Origin of the sequence: Paenibacillus gansuensis, assembly GCF_042684925.1 — a bacterium.
GTDB classification, from domain to species: domain Bacteria; phylum Bacillota; class Bacilli; order Paenibacillales; family DY6; genus Paenibacillus_N; species Paenibacillus_N gansuensis.
In genome coordinates, this window is sequence record NZ_JBHUME010000009.1 from 200,977 (window position 1) to 222,084 (window position 21,108).

The 21,108-nt window shown below is 55.5% G+C and carries 21 protein-coding genes; all 21 read right to left on the reverse strand.

The window, feature by feature from the left end:
- Positions 1 to 21 precede the first annotated feature (21 nt).
- A complete protein-coding gene (locus ACFSUF_RS16105; protein WP_377604254.1) occupies positions 22 to 1,344 on the reverse strand; it encodes a UDP-glucose dehydrogenase family protein in 1,323 nt (440 codons plus the stop codon).
- Positions 1,345 to 1,366: 22 nt separating this feature from the next.
- Positions 1,367 to 2,533 (reverse strand): DegT/DnrJ/EryC1/StrS family aminotransferase, encoded by a 1,167-nt coding sequence (locus ACFSUF_RS16110; protein WP_377604256.1) that lies wholly within the window; start codon positions 2,531 to 2,533, stop codon positions 1,367 to 1,369.
- Positions 2,530 to 3,132 (reverse strand): sugar transferase, encoded by a 603-nt coding sequence (locus tag ACFSUF_RS16115; RefSeq protein ID WP_377604258.1) that lies wholly within the window; start codon positions 3,130 to 3,132, stop codon positions 2,530 to 2,532. The genes ACFSUF_RS16110 and ACFSUF_RS16115 overlap by 4 nt, the downstream gene beginning before the upstream one ends.
- Positions 3,129 to 3,920 (reverse strand): HAD family hydrolase, encoded by a 792-nt coding sequence (locus tag ACFSUF_RS16120; protein WP_377604260.1) that lies wholly within the window; start codon positions 3,918 to 3,920, stop codon positions 3,129 to 3,131. The genes ACFSUF_RS16115 and ACFSUF_RS16120 overlap by 4 nt, the downstream gene beginning before the upstream one ends.
- A 2-nt stretch (positions 3,921 to 3,922) precedes the next feature.
- A complete protein-coding gene (locus tag ACFSUF_RS16125; protein ID WP_377604262.1) occupies positions 3,923 to 4,897 on the reverse strand; it encodes an ATP-grasp domain-containing protein in 975 nt (324 codons plus the stop codon).
- Positions 4,887 to 5,495: a sugar transferase gene (locus ACFSUF_RS16130; protein WP_377604264.1), complete on the reverse strand. Its 609-nt coding sequence runs from the start codon at positions 5,493 to 5,495 to the stop codon at positions 4,887 to 4,889. The genes ACFSUF_RS16125 and ACFSUF_RS16130 overlap by 11 nt, the downstream gene beginning before the upstream one ends.
- 52 nt (positions 5,496 to 5,547) lie before the next feature.
- Positions 5,548 to 6,483: a glucosamine inositolphosphorylceramide transferase family protein gene (locus tag ACFSUF_RS16135; RefSeq protein ID WP_377604266.1), complete on the reverse strand. Its 936-nt coding sequence runs from the start codon at positions 6,481 to 6,483 to the stop codon at positions 5,548 to 5,550.
- On the reverse strand, positions 6,464 to 6,655 hold the full coding sequence (locus ACFSUF_RS16140) for a hypothetical protein (protein ID WP_377604268.1): 192 nt from the start codon (positions 6,653 to 6,655) through the stop codon (positions 6,464 to 6,466). The genes ACFSUF_RS16135 and ACFSUF_RS16140 overlap by 20 nt, the downstream gene beginning before the upstream one ends.
- 2 nt (positions 6,656 to 6,657) lie before the next feature.
- Positions 6,658 to 7,746: a UDP-glucose 4-epimerase GalE gene (gene galE, locus ACFSUF_RS16145; RefSeq protein ID WP_377604270.1), complete on the reverse strand. Its 1,089-nt coding sequence runs from the start codon at positions 7,744 to 7,746 to the stop codon at positions 6,658 to 6,660.
- Between the two features lie 20 nt (positions 7,747 to 7,766).
- Positions 7,767 to 9,299 (reverse strand): oligosaccharide flippase family protein, encoded by a 1,533-nt coding sequence (locus ACFSUF_RS16150; protein ID WP_377604272.1) that lies wholly within the window; start codon positions 9,297 to 9,299, stop codon positions 7,767 to 7,769.
- Positions 9,300 to 9,318: 19 nt separating this feature from the next.
- Complete coding sequence (locus ACFSUF_RS16155; protein ID WP_377604274.1) at positions 9,319 to 10,401, reverse strand: glycosyltransferase; 1,083 nt, start codon at positions 10,399 to 10,401, stop codon at positions 9,319 to 9,321.
- A gap of 33 nt (positions 10,402 to 10,434) precedes the next feature.
- Positions 10,435 to 11,634: a glycosyltransferase gene (locus ACFSUF_RS16160; RefSeq protein WP_377604467.1), complete on the reverse strand. Its 1,200-nt coding sequence runs from the start codon at positions 11,632 to 11,634 to the stop codon at positions 10,435 to 10,437.
- Positions 11,631 to 12,374: a glycosyltransferase family 32 protein gene (locus tag ACFSUF_RS16165; RefSeq protein WP_377604276.1), complete on the reverse strand. Its 744-nt coding sequence runs from the start codon at positions 12,372 to 12,374 to the stop codon at positions 11,631 to 11,633. Before ACFSUF_RS16165 ends, ACFSUF_RS16160 begins: the two co-directional genes overlap by 4 nt.
- Positions 12,375 to 12,386: 12 nt before the next feature.
- Positions 12,387 to 13,457, reverse strand: coding sequence for an EpsG family protein (locus tag ACFSUF_RS16170; RefSeq protein WP_377604278.1), 1,071 nt, complete (start codon positions 13,455 to 13,457; stop codon positions 12,387 to 12,389).
- 14 nt (positions 13,458 to 13,471) lie between these two features.
- On the reverse strand, positions 13,472 to 14,374 hold the full coding sequence (locus ACFSUF_RS16175) for a glycosyltransferase family 2 protein (protein ID WP_377604279.1): 903 nt from the start codon (positions 14,372 to 14,374) through the stop codon (positions 13,472 to 13,474).
- A 13-nt stretch (positions 14,375 to 14,387) separates the two neighbouring features.
- A complete protein-coding gene (locus ACFSUF_RS16180; RefSeq protein ID WP_377604281.1) occupies positions 14,388 to 15,458 on the reverse strand; it encodes a glycosyltransferase family 2 protein in 1,071 nt (356 codons plus the stop codon).
- Complete coding sequence (locus tag ACFSUF_RS16185) at positions 15,418 to 16,590, reverse strand: glycosyltransferase family 4 protein (protein WP_377604283.1); 1,173 nt, start codon at positions 16,588 to 16,590, stop codon at positions 15,418 to 15,420. The genes ACFSUF_RS16180 and ACFSUF_RS16185 overlap by 41 nt, the downstream gene beginning before the upstream one ends.
- A complete protein-coding gene (galU, locus tag ACFSUF_RS16190) occupies positions 16,587 to 17,468 on the reverse strand; it encodes a UTP--glucose-1-phosphate uridylyltransferase GalU (protein WP_377604286.1) in 882 nt (293 codons plus the stop codon). Before galU ends, ACFSUF_RS16185 begins: the two co-directional genes overlap by 4 nt.
- Positions 17,469 to 17,494: 26 nt before the next feature.
- A complete protein-coding gene (locus ACFSUF_RS16195; RefSeq protein WP_377604469.1) occupies positions 17,495 to 19,348 on the reverse strand; it encodes a polysaccharide biosynthesis protein in 1,854 nt (617 codons plus the stop codon).
- A 344-nt stretch (positions 19,349 to 19,692) separates the two neighbouring features.
- Positions 19,693 to 20,343: a CpsD/CapB family tyrosine-protein kinase gene (locus tag ACFSUF_RS16200; protein ID WP_377604287.1), complete on the reverse strand. Its 651-nt coding sequence runs from the start codon at positions 20,341 to 20,343 to the stop codon at positions 19,693 to 19,695.
- On the reverse strand, positions 20,333 to 21,082 hold the full coding sequence (locus ACFSUF_RS16205; protein WP_377604289.1) for a YveK family protein: 750 nt from the start codon (positions 21,080 to 21,082) through the stop codon (positions 20,333 to 20,335). The genes ACFSUF_RS16200 and ACFSUF_RS16205 overlap by 11 nt, the downstream gene beginning before the upstream one ends.
- Positions 21,083 to 21,108 lie beyond the last annotated feature (26 nt).

A 21,108-nucleotide genomic window follows, 5' to 3' on the forward strand; every position in this document is an offset into this window, starting at 1 on the left:
TATCCGCGGATAAAGGCGAATTTAGATAACACTAAGCTCCGTCAGGACCGAAGCCCGCCCGATGGAGTGGTATTCCATATTCATCGATTTCATCTGCTGCGGGTCATAGCAGTTCCGTCCGTCGAACACGACCGGCTCGTTCATCCACCGGCGGAAATCAGCCGGCTCCAGCGCCCGGATCTGCGGCCATTCGGTGAGGATCATGGCCAGGTCAGAGCCGGATAACGCCTGCTGAGGATCTGCAGCGTATACGACCTCCGGCGGCAGAACGCGCGCCGCTTGAGTTGCGGCGACCGGATCGTAGCCTACGACCTGTGCGCCAAGCTCTGTCAGCAGGCGGGCGACGGCAATGGACGGCGCCTCCCGCATGTCGTCGGTGTGGGGCTTGAATGCCAGGCCCAGCAGCGCAACCCGCAGGCCTTTCAGGCTGCCGAAGCGCTCCAGCGCCTTGTGGACCAGCTTTGTCTGCTGGTCCCGGTTGACCTCGATGACTGATTTCAACAGCTTAAACTCGTAATGGACATTTCCCGCAATCTGGACTAGCGCGTTCGTATCTTTCGGGAAACACGAACCTCCGTACCCTATGCCCGCTTTCAGAAACTGCGGCCCGATCCGCTGGTCCAGCCCCATCCCGTACGCCACGCTCTCCACGTCCGCTCCCAGCTTCTCGCATACGTTGGAAATTTCGTTGATGAAACTGATTTTGGCGGCCAAAAAGGCATTGGAAGCATATTTGATCATCTCGGCGCTGCGCAGGTCCGTGCGGTATACCGGGATGCCGAATGGACGATATAGTTCCGTCATGAGCTCTGCAGCTTCATCGTCTTCCGTTCCGATGACGATCCGGTCTCCGTGAAACGTGTCACTTACCGCCGAACCCTCCCTCAGGAATTCAGGGTTGGAAACGATCCTTACCTGGCAGGAATGCCTGCTGTTTGCGGCAATGACCGCTTTGACATGTTCATTCGTGCCGACAGGAACCGTGCTTTTGACGACGATGACCGCAGGCTTCACAAGGTGCCGCCCGATATCCCGGGCTGCCTGTTCGATATAGCTTAAATCTGCCGGTCCGTCCGGCCGTTGAGGCGTGCCTACGCAAATAAAAATCAGGTCCGCCTCGCGGAAACCCTCTTCATGAGCGCACGTAAAATGAAGCCTGCCTCTGCTCAGGTTTTCGATCATCAGCGACTCCAGCCCCGGCTCGTAAATCGGGGAAATGCCGTCCCTCAGCTTGAGCACTTTTTGCTCATCCACATCGATGCATGTCACACGGTTTCCCGTCTCAGCCAGGCAGACGCCGGTCACCAGACCGACATAACCGGTACCAATTACAGCTATATTCATTTGCCGCCCCTCCCTCTTTTCTCTAGGCCAATCTGATCGTACGGTTTCTAAGTGCGCATAGTGAGCGGATGCGGCCAATGACGCGCTCCTGCTCCTCAAGCGTTAAGTTTGAGCCGGAAGGCAGGCAGATGCCCGTCCGGAACAGCTCCTCCGACACGCTCTCCTCCCGTGCATGCGCATAATAGCGGCAGCCCTCGAACAGCGGTTGCAGATGCAGAGGCTTCCAAACCGGGCGGGCCTCGATCTGCTCATCCGCCAGCCAGTCCAGCAGCATCTTCACCGAAAAGCCCGCTTCCGCCTCCTCGATCGTCAGGGCGGTCAGCCAGCGGTTCGAGCGGGTTTCCGGCAGTTCCGGCATAAAGGCAAGCCCGGGCAGATCCGCCAACGCTTCACGGTATCGTTCGAATACCGCCCGCCGCGCCTCCACCCGCTGCTCAAGCACTTGCAGCTGCGCTCTGCCTATCCCTGCGAGCACATTGCTCAGCCGGTAATTGTAACCGGCCTCGCTGTGCTGATAATGCGGGGCCGGGTCTCTTGCCTGCTGGGCGAGGAAACGCGCCTTCTCCAGCATCGCCTTATCGTCCGAAACCAGCATCCCGCCGCCGGACGTAGTGATGATCTTGTTTCCGTTAAACGAGTAAATGCCAAAATCGCCCATCGTACCGCTCATTCTTCCTTTATAGGAAGATCCAAGCGATTCGGCTGCGTCTTCGATCAAAGGTACGCCGAACCGGCCGCAAATTTGGAGAATCTCATCCATCTTGGCGCTTTGGCCGTACAGATGGACGACGATGACCGCCTTCGGCAGCCGGCCCTCCAGCGCAGCATTCACAAAGGCGGTCTCCAGCCCCTGCGGCGACATATTCCATGTGTCCGGCTCTGAGTCGATAAAGACCGGTTCCGCCCCTTCGTAACGGATCGGGTTCGCGCTTGCCACAAAGGTAAGCGTAGAGCAGAACACGAGATCTCCTCTGCCGACACCCAGCAGTTTCAGCGCCAGGTGAAGGGCCGCCGTCCCGGAGCTTAATGCTGCCGCTCCTTCTGCACCGGCCCACCCGGCCAGCTCCCGCTCGAAAGCGTCCACATTCGGACCCAGCGGCGCGATCCAATTGGTCCGGAACGCTTCTTCTATGTAGGTTTGTTCTTTCCCGCTCATATGCGGCGGGGACAAATAAATGGTACGGTTCATCTCATGGCCTGCCTCTCTGTATCAAGATCGGACATATACGATCTCGGATCTACAATGACATGCCTGCTGCGGAACACCTGAACTACGGTCCGCACCGCGATGCGGAAGTCCAGCCGCAGGGAGCGGCTTTCCACATACCTGGCATCCAGTTCAAGGCGTTCGTTCCAGCTTAGGCAGTTGCGGCCCGCCGTTTGAGCAAGGCCGGTAATCCCGGGCCGGACCAGATGGCGCGTCCGCTCCCGTTCGGTATAACAATCCATATAGCGCACAAGCAGCGGCCTTGGGCCTACGAAGCTCATATCGCCTTTCAGAATATTCATGAGCTGGGGAAGCTCATCCAGGCTGTACTTGCGTAAAAATCGCCCGGTCCCCGTCAGCCTAAGGTGATCTGATAACAGTTGTCCGTCCCCGTCCCGTGCATCCGTCATCGTCCGGAACTTATATAACCGGAACGTCCGGCCATGCAGGCCGGGCCTCTCCTGCCGGAACAGCACCGGGCTGCCCAGCCGCAGCCGGACAAGGAGCGCCGTTCCGGCGTAGACGGGGGATAAGAGCACCAACCCGGCGGCGGCAATCAGCAAATCCAGCAATCTTTTCATAGGAGTGATAGGGCCTCCTTACTATGTACTAAAAGCGCCTGACGGCGTCTTTCGCTGACAAGGTCCGCCTCGAAGAAGGCGGTAAGTTCCGGGATCCCGCTCAACTGATAGAGGGAGCTGATGCGGTAATGCGCTTCGTGCCCCGGCGGCACCGGCACCCGCGCGTACACGCCGTCTTCGCGGCAAACATGGACGGTGAGCCAGCCCAGCCTTTTGGCCGTAACGAAATCTTTTAACGGATTATCCCCGATATACACACAAGTTTCATGGCCCGCTCCCAGTTGGAAGCTCATTTCCTCATAAGGCACCGGGCTCGGCTTCCAATGCTCCCTGCCGAACCCGTCGGACAGAATCACGGCTTCAAATACGCGTTCAAGGTCCAAAGCCGTGACCTTCCGTTTCTGCGCTTCCAGGAAGCCGTCGGAAATCAGGCCCAGCTTCACTCCGTGCGCTGCTGTAAGCCGCTCCAAAGCCCAGGCCGCATCATGAAACAGCGTGATCGCCGGCGTATGCTTTCGATACTGCCGGACAAGCTCATGAATCAAGTTCTCGTCATAAGCGAACGAGAGCTGATCGAGCGTATCGTTGAACAGCCGGCGGGAACTGCCGGTGCGAAACCGTTCAGCCGAAGCCGCATAGAAGCCGGACAAGCCGAAGCGGTCCGTCAGATACCGGTCCGTTTCCCGCAACCCGCTTAGCACATAATCCCTTTCCGGATATAGGGTATCGTCCATATCAAATACGACAGCAGAGACGGTCCGCTTCCTGTCACCATGTATATTGCCCACCGCTACGCCCTCCGGTAGACGGCATCATCGTACCGAAGCATCGTAATTTCATCGCCCCAGCTGAAATCGGTGTCCGCAAATTGTTCTCCCCGGGCAAGCTGCAGCGTCCATAGGGGAAAATCGGCACCTGCCTCGATCGACAGCGGAATCCCGCCCCCGAATCGCGGGTTGATTTCGATAAACGTAATTTCCCCGTTGTCCTGCTTGAAACATTGCAGCGTAAGGCAGCCCGCCGGTCCCGGCAGCACCCGCACAACCCGCTCCACCGCCTCGATGATGGCCCGGTCCATTTTCGTTATGCCTTTACTGACTTCGCCCGCGCGGGTCTCCACTCTCAGTCTGGGCACGACCGTCTTCACACGGCCGCGGAAATCGACCATCACATCGACCGTATACTCATCCCCCGACACAAACTCCTGCACCATGGCGTTTGGAATATAATCCATAAAAAAGCGGAGCTCCCGCTCGTTGTTTATCTTGGTTACCCCTTTGCTGGAGCTGCCGTCCAAAGGCTTGATCAACAGGGGAAATGCGTATTCGCCGCTGTCCAATTCCTCACGGCCGTAAACTTTCGGCGTCGGCACTGCGTGCTCCGAGAAAAACCGGTAGGTTTTGTTCTTATCGCAGCTTATTTCATTCAGCTCACTGCTGGACAGGAACAGCTTTACGCCGATGTCTTCAAATCTTGACCGGTGTCCGGCAAGCAGCGTCAGCTCCGAATCAATAAGCGGAATGAGCATGGTAATGCTTTCCTGACGGCATATGCGAAGCAGCTCTTCCACATACATAGGGTCGGTCACTTTAGGCACGATATAATGCTGGTCCGCAAAAAAAGCAGTAGGCGCCGTAGGGCTGTGATCAGCGGTAATCACTTTCCCCTCTATGAAACAACGCTGGTAAGTTTCCTTGAATTTCTGAAGCAGCGCCACCCGGCGGCCGGAACTGGTAAATAGAAGATGGATCGATTCATGCCTCATAACGCGAAGCACTCCCTTCAAAAAATGGCATGGTAGCATGATGTTCGTGGCTTATCCCCTCGGACTTAATGACCTGCCGGAACGTAAGCCACATAATCCGGAGATCCAAACGCAGACTGCGGTGTTCCACGTACCAGACATCCAGCTTAAGACGGTCGTCCCATTCAATATCATTTCTTCCGTTGACCTGGGCCCAGCCGGTAATACCGGGCTTTACCAAATGCCTTCTGGATTGCTCTTCCGTATATAAAGGCAGATAATGCATCAATAACGGCCTCGGTCCGACGATGCTGAGCTCTCCTTTCATGACGTTAACGAACTGCAGCAATTCATCCAGGCTGTACTTTCTCAGCAGCCGGCCGAATGGCGTCAGCCTCACGTCATCCGGAAACAGCTCTCCTTGGCTGTCCCTGGCCTCGTTCATGGTGCGGAATTTATACAGATAAAAAGGTTTTCCGTGCAGGCCCGGACGCTGCTGCCGAAACACGACCGGCGACCCAAGCTTCAACCGGACCAGAACGGCCACCACGGCGATCACAGGGCTGAACAGCAGCAAAGCAGCCATGGAGATGATCATATCCATCCCGCGTTTCCACATAACAATCTCCTCTTTTCTACAGCCGGTTTCTTCTCTATACACTCCTGAATCATCAACGTTTGATGTACCGCGCCAGCTTGGCGCCCACCCGCCGCAATTTCCAGCGCACATAAGGCTCGCGTTCAAAATAATGGCCGTCCACCGCCACCATCCACATGTCTTCCTCCAGCTTCAACTGGTCGATATGATGCATGCCGTCCTTGCTCCAATCCTGTTCCTTCCTGGAACCTTCCAACACAATGCCAAGCTCAGTCTCGGCGTATTCGCACTCCGTCAGCACCGTAATTTCCGCCATTCGGGTCGAACTCCCGTAGTAAGGTTCTCCGTCCTGCATGTACCGGTACAGCCTATTTCCTTCTTGAATGATCCTTCCACCCGGCCGGCTGACGTTCGGATTTTCCCGTATGACCGGACTTTGCGGGTGCTCCGTCCAAGGCCCTTCCAACCGGTCTGAAACAAACAAATGCAGCTGCCGCCCGCGGGCGCCCCCGAGCATCCACCATTTCCCGTTATACTGAAAAATGCTTGGATCCGTATACCTGCCGTCTAAGAGACTCTCGGCAACTTCCCAGCGGTAAGGGAACTCCACCGCCCGGTAGAGCAGCACCTTGCCGGCGCCGACGGTCTCCGGGATCATGTAATAGTCTCCTTCATGTAGAAACACCTGCGGGTAAGAGAGATGATAGGGCTCCGTCAAAACAACCTGTTCATACTTCCAGGTGACGCCGTCATGGCTGGAAGCTGCCGCGATATCGCCTTTGCCTGTCGCTTTATTTAACACCTCAAAAAACAGGTAATAGCCCGTGCCATGCCGGACCAGAAACGGATCGGCGACAAATGCTGCCGGGATATCCGTCACGTCCTTGGCCTGCAGCGTCGGCGCTGCCAGCTTCGCCGCTCCGGGATGCTCCCGGATCACGTCTTGCGAAGGAAACACCTTAATCGACCAGACCGGATGCAGCATCTCTTTACGCAATACATTCATCATCAGCGTTCGCTACCTCTTCCTTCCGGGCGCCGGAAACGGCCAGCATAATCTGCCGCTTGATCTCCCGCACCATCTCCGCCGCCCCGGTTATTTCGGATGCCGTACCTTTACGGTGAGCATCTACAATTACCTCTAGCAGCTGCTGCTGCGTCAACTTGTCGGAAATCGGCATCGTTATCCGCTCCTCGCCTGAAGAACTGCAGCTGAACGCTCATCCCCGGTAATGCCGTATAAAATGCTTGGAATCCGATCCGCCCGGTATCCGTCCGGGTTCTGGGCCTGCCACCTCCAAGTGTCCTCGAGCATCTCCTCCAACCCCCGTTCTGCGGTCCATCCCAACTCCGCGGCGGCTTTACTGCAGTCCGCGTAGCAGACAGCCACGTCCCCCGGGCGCCGGTCTGTGATGATATAGGGCAGTTCCACGCCGGAAACCCGGCCGAAAGCCGCGATCATTTCCAGCACACTGTACCCGCGGCCCGTACCGAGGTTATAGGATTCGGCTCCTTGGAACCGTTTTACCCGTTCCAATGCCTTGACATGCCCTGCGGCCAGATCCAGCACATGGATGTAGTCCCTGATACCGGTGCCGTCCGGTGTCGGATAATCCCCCCCGAACACCTGAAGCTGACGAAGCTTTCCGACGGCCACTTGGGTCATGTAGGGCACCAGATTGTTCGGAATACCGCTTGGGTCCTCGCCCAGCCGTCCGCTTTTGTGCGCTCCAACCGGGTTAAAGTATCTCAGGTTCGCAATGGACCACCTCGGGTCGGACACAGCCAAGTCCCTCAGTATCTCTTCTGCCATCAGCTTGGTGCGGCCGTAAGGATTAATCGCCGACAAGGGTGCCCCCTCGCTGATCGGAACCTGGCCCGGTACGCCGTATACGGTTGCGGAAGAGCTGAACACCAGCTTGAACACGCCATGCCTCTGCATCACTTGGCAAAGCGCCATCGTACCGGCTACATTATTCCGGTAATAAGAAAGCGGCAGGAGAACGGATTCCCCTACCGCTTTCATGCCTGCAAAATGAATGACCGCCTCCACCGCATGGCCGGCAAAAACCGCCTCCAGCGCATCTTCATTCAGCACATCCGTCCTGTAAAACTGGAACGGCCTGCCCGTGACTTCTCCGATCCGGTGAAGCGCCTCGGCTTTGCTGTTTCTCAAGTCATCCACCACAATAACTTCATAACCTTCATTCAGCAGTTCAATGCAGGTATGGCTGCCAATATAACCTGCTCCGCCGGTCACTACAATCGCCATTCGCCCTTCTCTCCCCTCTCTCACACCTGACCGGTGCTTTCCACTCCGGGCCGCAGCCCCCGTCTCATTCTCAACAGCAGCGCTTTTTCCGAGGCATTTGCCCCGAACAGCCACATCCAAATAGCGTAACTTACAGAAAAGCTCAGCCCCTTCAGCAGCAGATTGCTCCAGCTGTGCCCGGGGATGAGATGGATCAGTATCCCTGTGGCATAAGCCGCGGCCATGGCCGGAACCAGCCTGCCGATTTGTTTCCAGAACGAGGCTGCCCCGTATCCAAATACGCGGGTATAATGAACATTCACAACGACCCAGTTCAGCAGTACGATGGCGGACGCCAGCCCGGCCGTCATGCCTAACATCCCGAAAGGACCCGCAAGCGCAATGCCAAGCAGCGTGCCAATTACGATGAGCACCAGCTGGTACAGGGTCCTCTGCCCGTCTTTTTTCATAGCACGAAGAATCATGACGCATGGATATTGCAGCACTTGGACGAGCATGACGGTCATGAAGATGGTGCCGATCTCCCAGGACAACTTGTAATCAGGGCCGATCCATAGTTCGATAAATTGTCTGCCGAACAGCAAAAAACCGGACACAACCGCCCCCAGCAGCATGAACTGGATTCTTCCTACTCTGCTGCAAAAAGCGGTAAGCTCACTGCTGCCGGCCCCTTGAACTACCATTTGCGTAACCCGCGGGAACAGCTTGCCGTTAATGACGCCCGACACATATTGAAAATAGCTGATTAACGTCATCCCGACGGCATACACCGCAACGGCCTCCGCACCGGACATGGCCCCCAATACCAGCAGCCCGATTCTCCAAAACAGCATTTCCGAAATACTGCCCACGAACACAAGCGAAGAATAACGGGTAATCTCTTTCAACAGCTTGCGGTCAAAATAAAGCATCTTCACCCGCAGCCCCAGTTTCAGCCTGGCAAACAAATAGAAGCCGAGGCCGGTCAGCAAATTCAACGCCGTGTCCACCATAACGACCATCAGCGCTTTGTAGCCCATCGTCAGCAGCACGCTCAGCACCGCAATGCGGAGCAGAAGGCGGTAGAAGGTGATCCCGTTGATGACGCTGTATTTCTCATATCCTTGGATGTAGGCGTTAAAGGCTCCAATGAAAAAGGAGAACGTCACATTCACCATGAGGATGAGAAACATGGACTTGGCGGTCTGAAGTTCATGAGGTGAAAGTTTTACACCATAAATGAAATCAAGCATACTGTACAACCCCGCCCCCGCTCCCAGCGTCAACAGGGCGATGACGCCGTACATCAGCAGGCACATGGCCATAAAATGGGTTTCTTTGTCCTTGCTGTGCGATGTCCTGTATTCCGCCACATAACGGGTAATCGCATTGCCGAAACCGAAATCCAGAATGGCCAGGCTCGCGATGAAGGCCCCAATAAGGGAGAAGACGCCGTATTCCGATTGGCCCAGCGAACGGATCAGAAACGGTGTGAACAGCACTCCCGCCAGCAGATCCGCCACAAAAATGCCGTAGGAGGTAACGATGCCTTTTTTGATATCGGACGCGGACATTCAGGCCATCCTCCTCTGCTCACCCATGGACCGCGGGGCGGTGTTTATCCGGCAGCAGCGCGCGCTTCACACCGGAACCGATCTTGCGGTACCGATGATGGATCCGGGCCACCGTGCCGATCAGCCGGAAATTGCGTGTGCGCAGGCTTTGGATCATCAGGCTCTGAAATCCGCTGAATCGCGAATCCGCCAGATCCATGGCGTTCTGGAGCTCTTGGTTTCCTGCAATCCGGGCCACCCGCTCCTTGCGCTCCGAAGCCGGCAGCGGGTTCAGCGGGCTGAACTCCATCTGTACAGCCTGCAGCGACTGCCGGACGAACCATTCATATACCGGGAGCCGGCGTGAGTTGATCAGATGCAGACGGTTCATGTAATGGTGCTTAATGCGGAACAGCTTCAGCAGCGTATCGAACACGTCCGGACGGAATTTCATCGTGTTGGAGGAGGCGTGCCTGCGGAAATGATACAACGGCTCGTCAATATACACCACACCGTCCATATGCGAGAATGCCTCCAGGTTAAACACGATATCCTGCATCAACGGCATATCCTCCGGCGATTTCACGCCGCACTCGATCAGCAGGGATCTGCGGTACAACTTATTCCAGGTGAACGAATGAAGCTCTCCGGTCAACAAACGGTACATAATGTTGCGCCGGACTTGACCGTAGCCCCCGTTCCAAGAGGGCAGCGTATCATACCGGACTTGCACGGCGCGCCCCTGTTCTTCATAATGCTCGTGGAACGCACAAACCGCCGCATCGGCATCGGCATCCGCCGCCGCTTCGTACAGCTTGGAGAACATCTCCGGCTCGATCCAGTCGTCCGGGTCCACAAAGCCGATATAGTCTCCAGCCGCTGCCCGCATCCCCGCATTCCGGGCGGAACTTACGCCCCGGTTCGGCTGGTGAAGCACCCTTACGCGCGGGTCCGCAGCGGCATATTCGTCTGCAATCGCGCCGCAGCGGTCCGGCGAGCCGTCATTGACCAGAATCACTTCGATCCGATCCAGCGTTTGCCCCAGCAGGGAATCGACACAGCGATGCAGATAAGCTTCCACCTTAAACATAGGTACAATAATGCTGACTGCCGTATGGCTCATACAATCCCCTTACCCGGCCCGGCATTGTGCCGCTCAGGCCTCGATTAATTGATAAAACTTATTCATTTCCTCCGGGTACCTTGGCGCCGTGTCTCCTGCCAGACGGCACATGAGCTTCAGCCGGTCCTCCCCGGACGAAATCAGCCGCAGCAGGCCTTCCGTTAAGCCTTCTTCCGTTACCGGTACGATCAATCCCGTTTCGCCGTGCTGCACCTGCTGCCGGAAGGACGGGATGTCCGTCACGACCGTCGGCCGAGCCAGCGCCAGCGCCTCCTCTACTGCGATGCAGTGCGCCTCCGTGCGGGAGGGCTGCACGTAAATATCGCAGCCGGCCATGAACGGATACGGGTTCGCCCGTTCCCCGAGCAGCGCCAGGTGCTCCGTAACGCCAAGCTCGGCCGCTCTGCGCTCCAGTTCGCCCCGGAGCGCCCCGCTGCCGACAAGATACCAGCGGAAATCCAGCCCCAGCCGGGCCAAAGCCGCGCACACCTCAGGGACAAAATCAAAGCCCTTCTCCGCCACCAAGCGGCCGACCGTTACGATGCGCAGTCCCTCGAAACCGTCGTCGTATCCTTCTTCCAAAGCGAGGCGGCGAACGGTTTCCGCCGAGATCCGGTTGCGGATGACCCGCATTTTGCCGCTGAATTCAGGGAAGTTCCGCTCCAGCGACTGTCTTGCCGGCTCCGCTACCGTCACGATGTAATCGCTGAGCCGGAAGCTTCGCCGTTCCAGTCTCGGGCAAGGCCACCCTTGTCCCTGGCTGTACTCGTAATCCATGTGGTTGTAAACGATTTTCCGGTCCGCGCGAACCTTTTCGGCCACATAATAATTGCAGAAGAAATCAAGGTAGCTTATCGCGACATCGTATTTTTGTTTCAATGCGGGCAGTGTCCTGCGATAGACTTCCCAGCGGATGCCGACGCCTTTGCCGCGGGAGAACTTTGCCAGCGAGGAAGCCAGCACTTTCCCGGTCAGCAGCCTTAACCGCCGTGTTTTCAACAGGTTCGGCACGGCACGGGACATCGGCTCCGAGAACGTGTCGAACAGCGGAGGCAGGATGTTCACCTGCGGCGGAACCCACTTGTACAGCACGCCGCTGTGGTCGAACAGCAGCAGGTCGACTTCATATTTGTCGTAATCGAGTTCGGACAGCAGCGTCAGCAGGCTTTTTTCCACTCCGCCGGTCTGCAGATACTGGGTTACGAACAGCAGCTTTTTCTTGGGATGGCTCATTTGTTCCACAGCACCCGCCTCATTTTTCCGATAAAAGCCGGTCCGGCCAGTCTGCTGATCCTCCGCTTCAGCTCCCCTCGTAAACGCACATGGTAAGGAAGCCACGATTTGGCGAAATGATGGATCGCATAGCTGTTCTCCGTTATGTAATTAGCGCCGTTAATAAAGTCGTAAGGGCTGAAATACGTCCGCGGATAAAAGACTACCCCGTTCGTCAGCACTTGATACTCCCCGTTAGCAGCAAATCCATACGGCTCGCACAACCGGGTAATGATCGATGTGTTCGTCTTCATATTGAGCGTACCGTCCGGAAGCACAAAGGGCAGTTCCTCATAGTAGGACTTGAGCTCCTCCATCCAGGGATGCTCCTTCACCGAACCGATCAAACAGGAAGACGCGTACTGCTCATCCTCGTACCCGAAGAACGATTCATGGTGTAAAAACCGGTCCAGCGGCTTCAGTATTTCCACATCCGTATCCAGATAAATGCCGCCTTGCGCAAAAAGCGCGTGCAGCCTGACATAATCGCTGACGAACGCATATTTCCGCGATGCATACGCCTCTTTCACGAAGCGGTTGGCATTCAGGTCAAAGTTATCCTCGTTCCACTCCACCAGCTCATAATCCGGCAGATGCCTGCGCCAGCTGTTCATGCACTTTACGATCTTCGGAGGCTTCGCCCCCCGGCCGAACCAGCAGTAATGAATGATGCGGGGGATTCCCGCAGCTTCTTCCTTCATCGTTCTCTCTCCTTAATACAGCCAGGGCAGCCAGTTGCTCTTGTAAGTAAGGCCCAGCGTAATGACGTTCTCGTAAAAATAAAACACAAAGTAAAACACCAGCACCCCGTAGTAAATCAGCTTTTTGTCCTTGTGCCGGAACACATGAAAAATCCAGGTGATCAGAATCAGCTGGTACAATCCGAAGTAGATCGCAAACCGGGCAAAAATCCAGTTCTGCGTGGCGATGATCATAAATACGAGCCCGATCAGGGACATATTGACGATGACGTCGCCGCCTGTGAAGTCCCGCCTCAGCCTCTCCCGGCCCAAAAAGGCGAAGATCATCGGCGCCCCGTCCACCACGACCCGGAGCACATTGGCCCCGCCTTCGGAAAAGGTTTTGTACCCGGCATACTGCGTATCTTCAATGACACTGAATAGGATCGAGGTGAACTGATTGAAGCCGAACACGACGGCCACCGCCGCCAGCAGGATCGCCGCCGTCTGCCAGGTCCATGCTCTCCGCCGGACGATAAAGTAGATAGGAATCAGGATCAAGGCCGTTTTATGGATCGTAGCGGCGAACAGAATGACCAGCAGATAACGCCAAAACTGCCCTTTGATAAGAAAGCGGATTGCTGTGAACACGATGGCAGCCGCAAGGTATTGCCGGATCCCGTTCATCGAGGTGATGAACATACCGCTGGTGATGTAGACAAAAACACTGATTTCCAGCAGCCGGGAATAGCCGGCCAGAACCGAGACGATGAGCAGATTCGTAAGGAGAGCCGTTACCAGAATGAGAATCTGCGGGTCGCTGGAAAACTGCTGCAGCCCCATTTGATACAGGTTGAACCCGAAGTCCCCCGAGTAATCAATGGACTGCCAATGGAAATCCACCGTCTTGTAAGAGTGCATGTAATAGAAAGTGTCCCCGATATTGCTCTGCATTCCTGCAGCGAAAATTAACGTGGCCATGGCACAAAGGACCATCAGCCGATTCGGTTTAACATATGGCGTTAAGCCCGCAGGCTTGGCGAAATACCGTGCCAGGAACGAAAATCCAAAAGCCAGCAACAAGTTCCACCAGAGGATCGACATGCTTGATATTCCTTTCAGTGGTTTTTCATCAGCGTGCGGCGATGGGTATTCTGAACGTACAAATAAAATAGAACACCCAGCGGCAGTGCCAGAAGCGTCATTCCTTTACACGGGGATTCCTTCAGGAACGCCCAGTTTCTCATCATGATGCTGCTGGACACGTAATGCATCGCTTCTCTCAAGCGGTCTTTCAACGTAGGGGAATGTATCATCGCCGCTTTTCGGAAGAAGGAAAACCCTTGCGGGTTCCGGCGGTACTGCTGAATGATATTGCGGCTGGACCCGTCCTCCAAATATTCGACATGGCACAGCACCTTGTTCAGAATCAGCAGCGGGGCATAATCGTCGATCAAAATGCCCTTGTAGCTGAGCGGGCAGTACTTCTCCCCCGGAAACAGCGGGTACGGCGGGCACTTTTGGGCCAAATCGGTCCGGTACACCACTTTCTTATCGCCTCTGACTTTATGAATGGCAGTCAGGTCGATCAGCTTTGCGGACTTAATGTGTTCCGGAAGCCTGGTCCCGATCACCCTCCCGTCAAAAGCTGCATCCAGGCCGATGATCCCGGCGTAGCGTTCGCAGCCATGCTCTTTCCAGAAGGTTACGATCGTTTCCACCGCATCGTCCGCCATGTAATCGTCGGAATCGATACAGACGTTCAACTCCGTATCCGTCAGCTCATAAGCCGCGTTATGCGCTCCATGCATCCCCTGGTTTTGCTGATAGTGATAACGGATGGGAACCAGGCCTTCCCCGATCCAGCCCTCCACCAGCTCCCGCGTGTTGTCCGTTGAACCGTCATCGATAATAAGCCACAGGAAGTCCTTGGATGTCTGCCTCTTTAATGCCTCATAGCCTAACGGCAGCACATAAGCGCGATTATAGGTCGGTGTGAATACGGTTAGAGTAGGTTTCATTACGCTGAACCCCCTATCGGACCATCGTTCTCAGCCGGTTTACGGCCGTGAGCATCAGGAAAAATCCTGCGGCGAACCGCAGCTTGGCACAGATAAAAAAGATCTTCCATACCGGCGGAAAATACGCCAATTCGATCTGTTCCATGGACCTCCTGGTCCGGTGGTCACTCAGCATGGTGCCGATATCGCGTATTTTCGTGAGCGGGCCGGCTTGGTTGCCCCGGCTGACGGTGTTCAATCCCAAGCCCAGCGTATTGATGCCGATGCGGTTGTGCAGGGCGGTCACGAACGGTTCGCCCAGCGACTTCTCCGCAAGAAACTGCTCCATCAACCGGTATAAATGAGCGAACTGCTTCGGCAAAAACGGATTGTACCTGCTCGTAACCGATGCCGGATTTGCGCGCCAGTAGTGATAGAGCGGGCGGTTCAGGAACACAAAAGAGCCCGCATAATAGCAGGCGTACATGTTGAACAGGGAATCCTCATTGCTGCCGATCTGTTCCAGGTCGACAAATTCCAGCCGGTTGTTATGCAGTATGTTGGCCCGGTACAGCTTGGACCACACCGTGCCCCAGGCGTCAAGCATTTCCGGCTGCCCGATTTCTTCTTTCAGCGGGCCCACCAGCCTGCGAAGGATGCCGTCATGCAGCTCTTCCCTGCTGAATTTCACTTTTTCCGGAAGCGGAAAGGGCTTTACTTTGCTGTGTGTCCCGAATTCGCGCACATAACCGCACATGACGATGTCCGCCTGCTCGCTTTCCGCTTGTTCCCACAGCTCCCGGTACATCTCCCGGTCGACCCAGTCGTCCGGATCGACAAACCCGATGTAATCGCCCCTGGCGGCTGCGATGCCGACGTTACGAGCCATCGACACGCCGCCGTTATCTTTATTGATGATGCGGACACGAGGGTCTTTCCTGCCAAAGCCTTCAAGAATTTGCAGGCTGCGGTCCGTGGAACCGTCGTTTACGGCGATCACCTCGATCTCCTCCAGCGACTGGGCCAACAGGCTTTCCAGACTGCGGGCGAGATAAGGCTCCATGTTATAGATAGGCATGATGATACTGACTTTCGGTGGTTTCATCCGCAGCCTCCATATAAGACTTGTATAGGTCGCTCAACTCCGCCTTTACCTGCTCGAGCGAATACTTCTCTTTCACACGGCGCACATTTTCAACTGCCATCCGGTCACGCAGCTCCTGCGAACGACTGACCTGCAGGATTCTGGCTGCGAACATCCGGGCATCATCCGGCGGGACGATAAAACCGTTGACGCCGTCCGCGATCAACTCGCAGTGCCCGCGGTTGTCGCTGGCGATGACGGGCAGCCCGCAGGCCATCGCTTCCATAATGTTGACCGGCAGCCCCTCGCGGAAGCTGGCGCCGACGGCAGCGTCGCTCATCTGCAGCAGGTCGGCGATGTCTTTCCGGTAACCGAGAAACTCGACACGGTCCGCCACGTTCAGCCGGGCTGCCAGCTCGCGGCAGGCCAGGAGCAGCGGTCCCTCGCCGGCCAGAAGCAGCTTCGCCTCCGGATGCTTCTCCTTTACATGCACCATCGCTTGCAGGAGGAGCTGCTGATTCTTATTGCCGTTAAATTCCGCCGCGTACACCATGAGAAACTCCTCTTCGCCATATCCGAAGCGGTGCCGCAGCTCTTCCTTCCGGGGAGGGGAAGCAGGCTGGTATCTCTCCGTATTCACGCCTGCTCCATGAACATGACTGATGCGCCCGGCCCGGAATTTCCGGTCAACCGCAAGCGTGTAATCTTCATGGTTAATCGTGATCAGGCAGTCTGTTATCGAGCTGAGCGCTTTCTCAATCGGGTAATACGCCAGCCAGTTCAGCAGAGGGGCCCCCTTGCAAAAATGAAACCCGTGCGCCGTATACATCACTTTAGTGCCTTGCCGCCTTGCCGCGCGCGCCGCGGTTCTGGCTAAGACGCCGCCCATCGGCGTATGCCCGTGCACGATATCGTAATTCTCTTCCTTAATTAGCTTCCTCAGCTGCCGGTAAGCTTTCCAATTGCCTGCATGAAAAGGCGACCGCCGGATCCCGATGTCGAACACCCGGTCCGTATAAGGAAGATCCGCCTCTCCTCCGGCTGCCGCGTGCACTTCCCACCCCTGCTCCTGAAACCATTGGAACACCGGCAGATGAAATCCCCGGAAATGCTGGTGGATGTTGGCGCAGAACAGAATCTTCTTCCGGCTCATACCGTTGAACGCTCCCTGTCCATTACCTCGTGCAGATACTCCAGCAGCTCCGTTCTTAATTCGGGACGCTTCAGCGCAAATTCAATCGTCGTCCGGATAAAGCCGAACTTTTCGCCCACGTCATGGCGGATGCCGTCCATATCGTAGGCGTATACAGCCTCATACCTGTTCAATTCCGCGATGGCGTCCGTCAGCTGAATCTCCCCTCCCGCTCCCGGCTTGAGACCGCTAAGTACGTCGAAGATGCGGGGACGGAGAATATATCTGCCCATGATCGCTATATTTGAAGGCGCATCGGCCAGCTTCGGCTTTTCGACCAGGTCATTAACCCGATACAGGCGATGATCCAGCAGCTGCCCGTCAATAATGCCGTAACGCGATACGGCTGAATCCGGGACCTGCTGTACGCCGATAACCGATGCATTGTATCTTTCATACTGTTCCATCATCTGCCGTAAGCAGGGCTTTTCCGATGTGACGATGTCGTCCCCGAGCAGGACGGCGAACGGCTCGTTGCCGATGAATTTGCGCGCGCACCAGATCGCGTGTCCGAGCCCTTTGGGCTCTTTTTGCCGGATATAATGGATGTCCACCAGGTCGGAGGATTTGCGCACTTCGCTTAGCAGTTCCATCTTGCCCTTCTCCACCAGGTTCAGCTCCAGCTCCACGGAATGGTCGAAGTGGTCCTCGATCGCCCGTTTGCCTTTGCCCGTGACAATAATAATATCCTCGATGCCGGAAGCGACTGCTTCTTCGACAATATATTGAATGGTCGGTTTATCTACGATGGGCAGCATTTCTTTAGGCATCGCCTTGGTCGCCGGCAGAAACCTGGTGCCCAGGCCTGCAGCAGGAATGATCGCTTTTCTGATCTTCATCGTTACGCTCATACTCCTTTATAGGGCTACACCGATACCGGCAGGAATACCGTCGGTGACGCTTCGTAGTGGGTTTTATTTCTATCATTAGCTAAATCCAGCAGCCGTTCCCGCAATTCCGCCGGGCCGCAGCCGTCATACCGTTTGAGAAGATCATGAATTTCAGCCATCCGGATTTCAGCGGTTCGGCCGACATAGATCTTGGGATGTACCTGGGCGTCACCCTTCTCTTCTTCCTTCAGCAGCTCCTCAAACAGCTTCTCTCCAGGGCGGATGCCGGTAAATTCGATGCCGATTTCCTCTACGGAATTCCCGGACAGCAAAATCAGGTTTTTCGCCAAATCCACAATCTTCACCGGTTCGCCCATATCCAGCACAAACACTTCTCCGCCCTCCGCCAGCGCCCCGGCCTGAATGACCAGCTTGGAAGCTTCCGGGATCGTCATAAAATAACGGATCATATCCGGGTGCGTCACCGTAACGGGCCCGCCCTTCTCGATCTGCTGTTTAAACAGGGGGATGACGCTGCCGCGGCTGCCCAGCACGTTTCCGAACCGGACGGCAACAAACTTGGTGAAGCTGGTTCGGTCAAGATTCTGGATCACCATCTCTGCCAGCCGCTTCGTGGCACCCATGACGCTGGTCGGGTTCACGGCTTTATCGGTAGAGATCATCACGAACGTTTCCACTCCGCAGAGGCTTGCCGCCCGCCCGGCATTCAAAGTTCCGATAATATTGTTCTTGACCGCTTCTTCCGGATTCCGCTCCATTAGAGGCACATGCTTGTGGGCGGCCGCGTGATAAACCACATGAGGCTTGTGTAAGCTCATGACCGCCAGCATCCGTTCCGCATCCTGCAGGTCCGCAATTTCAGTTACGATCTCGGTCTCCCCGGAAGGGAACGCATTCTTTAGCTCGATCTCAATGGCATAGATGCTGTTCTCGCCATGGCCCAGCAGAATCAGCCTCTTCGGCTGAAATTTCAACACCTGGCGGCAAAGCTCGGATCCTATGGAACCGCCTGCCCCCGTAACCAGCACGGTTCTTGCAGTTATGTATCCGGAAATGCTGCCGATATCGAGCTCCACCGGTTCCCGGCCAAGAAGGTCTTCAACTTGGACATCCCTGAACTGATTGACCGAGACACGTCCTAGAGCCAGATCCTCGATCATCGGGATAATCTGCGTTTTGGCCGCCGTTTTCGCACAGGCCTGATAGATCCTGTTGAGTTCCTTTCGGCGGAGGGAAGGGATAGCGATGACGATGTTATCGATTTGCAGCTCTGCGGCAGCCTGTTCAATCCGGTCCACACCGCCGATGACCGGGATCCCCAAAATGTCCAAATGCTGTTTCCGCACATTGTCATCGATAAAAGCAACCGGCCGCAGCTCGGAATCCCTGTTGCCCAGAAGCTGACGTGCCACCATCGTGCCGGCTGAGCCCGCCCCGATCACCAGTGTCCGCTTGCGCTCATCCTTATTCTGCAGCTGCGTTTCTCCGGGATCCTTGCGAACCCGCTTATAAAACCGGGTACCTCCGATCAGCAGAATATGCAGCATCCAAGTGACCGCCAACAGCCTGAAGTGGGTGTCATTGTATATAAGCCTTTGAAGGACCGCCGCCGTACCGATGGACAGGGTAACGGCCTTGATGATAGTCATCAGTTCCCCGATGCTGGCGTATTTCCACACTTTTTTGTACAGCTTGTAATAGAATGAGTAGCAGTGGTGGCTGAGGAGCAGCGTAATGGAGCTTAGTACCAGGGGAACCGTAAACACATTGAGGCTTGCGCTCAACAGAAACCGGCTGAAAAAGATGGCAGTCAGCACAATCACCGAATCCAGTACAATAAAAAAGGACAACCTTTGCCGATATGTCACATTCATCACCCTTCCTAACTTTCAACCGGCCGCATCCGGCAGGTTTGCCTAATGTCCTTAACTAAAGGCCTTCCGTAAAAAAGTACCTTTAGCTAAAAACGCTAGTTCCAATCAGGGCATTGAACCCTACCTCACACCACACCCTTGACGACTGGCGTCTAAGGTTTCTTTCAACCCACAGCATGGCCGAGTGCCTCCGCGGATAACGGCAAGGAGACATTCCCGAAATCGTATGAAGTTTTACAATATAACGAACTGAAACTGAAAATGAATTCATTATAACGAACAAGAAAGACAAAAAAATGGTGCCCTGAGGGCTCTTACAACGCAATCTGTTCTATTTTCTATTTTTTGTTTACCACTACACCAAGAATGTTCGCTTTGACCCGCTCGAGGGTACGCTTTGCCTCCGAAGCCGCCTCTTTCTGCGTCTTCCCCCGCTGAACCACGAAAATGACGCCGCCGCATAAGTTCGCCAATACAGCCGCATCGGAAGAGATCAGGACAGGCGGCCCGTCGATGATGACCGTATCATATTTCTCTTTGGCCCTTTGCAGCAGGAAGGAGATGCCTTGGGACGTAATCAGTTCCGCAGACCGCATGCCTACAGGACCGCTTGGCAATATGTCCAGACCCGGAATGTCCGACGGATACATCGCTTCCGCGAGGGACAGCTTTCCTATCAGCACACTGGTAAGCCCTCCTGTATTCGGCACGTTGAAGGTCAGATGCATCGTCGGGGTTTTAAAATCCGCATCGATCAGGAGCACCCGCTCTCCCCGAGCCGCTATGGACAATGCCAGATTGCAGGCCGTTGTCGTTTTGCCCTCCCCCGTTCCGGGCGACGTCACTACCATAGAACGGACTTTGTGGTTTTCGGAAAAAAATTGGATATTATTGCGTATGCTCCTATACTGCTCGGCTGCAGACGACTGCGGATTGTGATAAACCGTCAGGCTGCGCCGTACCGTTATTCCGCCCGCTTTAAGAACCAATGGTCTCACCCCGCAACGATGATGGATTTACCCCTTTCGCCTTTCTCCGGGAGCCAAGTTCCCGTTTGCTGATTTGCGATACGCCGCCCAAAACCGGGAGCTCCAGCCATTGTTCCGCTTCTCTCTCCGATGTAATGCTGTCGTCAAGAGAATCTAGCAGGAACACGGCGCCGATGCCTGCGATCAAGCCAAGTACAAGACCAATCATTATCGACTTCACTAAGGAAGTTCCGTTTACAGGCTGCGGGTCTTCCGCCGCCGCGGCTGGGGACAGCACCCTCATCGCGGTGAAAGCCATGACCTCCTCGGCCTCTTCCTGATACTGAGCGACGATTGTGTTCGCTATATCGGCCGCAAGCATTGGGTCGCGGTCGGTTATGGTCAATTTGACAATCAGCGAATTTTCCACGCTTTCCACACGCAGCTGGTTCAGCAGATCCCCCGCTGACCGATCCAGGTTTAGTGCCTCGACAACGGCGTTCATGACGGAAGGTTCACGAATCATCACCTTAAGGGTGTTCAAAATTTCAGGTTCCGCCCGGATCATCATCCGAGTGGATGCTTCGTACAGGGGCGCCTCGGCTTTCATCCCGTAGAACCCGCTTGCGCCCGCGCATAACAGGGTAATCAACGCCAGTATCCAGAGCCGCTGTCTCACCGTCTGATAAAGCTTCTTCAGGTCAATGTCTTTCTCGGGAACTGCTTTTACATTTCCTGCGGGGGCCTGCGGATTACTCATTTCTCTCACCTTAGCCTTTCCTTAGA

What these genes read in the sequence shown, in the direction of transcription:
- ACFSUF_RS16140 (WP_377604268.1), bottom strand. Translation starts at nt 6,655, where the DNA reads ATGCCGATTTCCGACAAGTTGACGCAGCAGCAGCTGCTAGAGGTAATT.
- ACFSUF_RS16185 (WP_377604283.1), bottom strand. Translation starts at nt 16,590, where the DNA reads ATGAGCCGGAAGAAGATTCTGTTCTGCGCCAACATCCACCAGCATTTC.
- galE (WP_377604270.1), bottom strand. Translation starts at nt 7,746, where the DNA reads ATGGCGATTGTAGTGACCGGCGGAGCAGGTTATATTGGCAGCCATACC.
- ACFSUF_RS16110 (WP_377604256.1), bottom strand. Translation starts at nt 2,533, where the DNA reads ATGAACCGTACCATTTATTTGTCCCCGCCGCATATGAGCGGGAAAGAA.
- ACFSUF_RS16130 (WP_377604264.1), bottom strand. Translation starts at nt 5,495, where the DNA reads ATGTGGAAACGCGGGATGGATATGATCATCTCCATGGCTGCTTTGCTG.
- ACFSUF_RS16160 (WP_377604467.1), bottom strand. Translation starts at nt 11,634, where the DNA reads ATGAGCCATCCCAAGAAAAAGCTGCTGTTCGTAACCCAGTATCTGCAG.
- ACFSUF_RS16180 (WP_377604281.1), bottom strand. Translation starts at nt 15,458, where the DNA reads ATGAAACCACCGAAAGTCAGTATCATCATGCCTATCTATAACATGGAG.
- ACFSUF_RS16135 (WP_377604266.1), bottom strand. Translation starts at nt 6,483, where the DNA reads ATGATGAATGTATTGCGTAAAGAGATGCTGCATCCGGTCTGGTCGATT.
- ACFSUF_RS16175 (WP_377604279.1), bottom strand. Translation starts at nt 14,374, where the DNA reads ATGAAACCTACTCTAACCGTATTCACACCGACCTATAATCGCGCTTAT.
- ACFSUF_RS16115 (WP_377604258.1), bottom strand. Translation starts at nt 3,132, where the DNA reads ATGAAAAGATTGCTGGATTTGCTGATTGCCGCCGCCGGGTTGGTGCTC.
- ACFSUF_RS16105 (WP_377604254.1), bottom strand. Translation starts at nt 1,344, where the DNA reads ATGAATATAGCTGTAATTGGTACCGGTTATGTCGGTCTGGTGACCGGC.
- ACFSUF_RS16125 (WP_377604262.1), bottom strand. Translation starts at nt 4,897, where the DNA reads ATGAGGCATGAATCGATCCATCTTCTATTTACCAGTTCCGGCCGCCGG.
- ACFSUF_RS16155 (WP_377604274.1), bottom strand. Translation starts at nt 10,401, where the DNA reads ATGAGCCATACGGCAGTCAGCATTATTGTACCTATGTTTAAGGTGGAA.
- ACFSUF_RS16170 (WP_377604278.1), bottom strand. Translation starts at nt 13,457, where the DNA reads ATGTCGATCCTCTGGTGGAACTTGTTGCTGGCTTTTGGATTTTCGTTC.
- galU (WP_377604286.1), bottom strand. Translation starts at nt 17,468, where the DNA reads ATGAAGATCAGAAAAGCGATCATTCCTGCTGCAGGCCTGGGCACCAGG.
- ACFSUF_RS16205 (WP_377604289.1), bottom strand. Translation starts at nt 21,082, where the DNA reads ATGAGTAATCCGCAGGCCCCCGCAGGAAATGTAAAAGCAGTTCCCGAG.
- ACFSUF_RS16165 (WP_377604276.1), bottom strand. Translation starts at nt 12,374, where the DNA reads ATGAAGGAAGAAGCTGCGGGAATCCCCCGCATCATTCATTACTGCTGG.
- ACFSUF_RS16150 (WP_377604272.1), bottom strand. Translation starts at nt 9,299, where the DNA reads ATGTCCGCGTCCGATATCAAAAAAGGCATCGTTACCTCCTACGGCATT.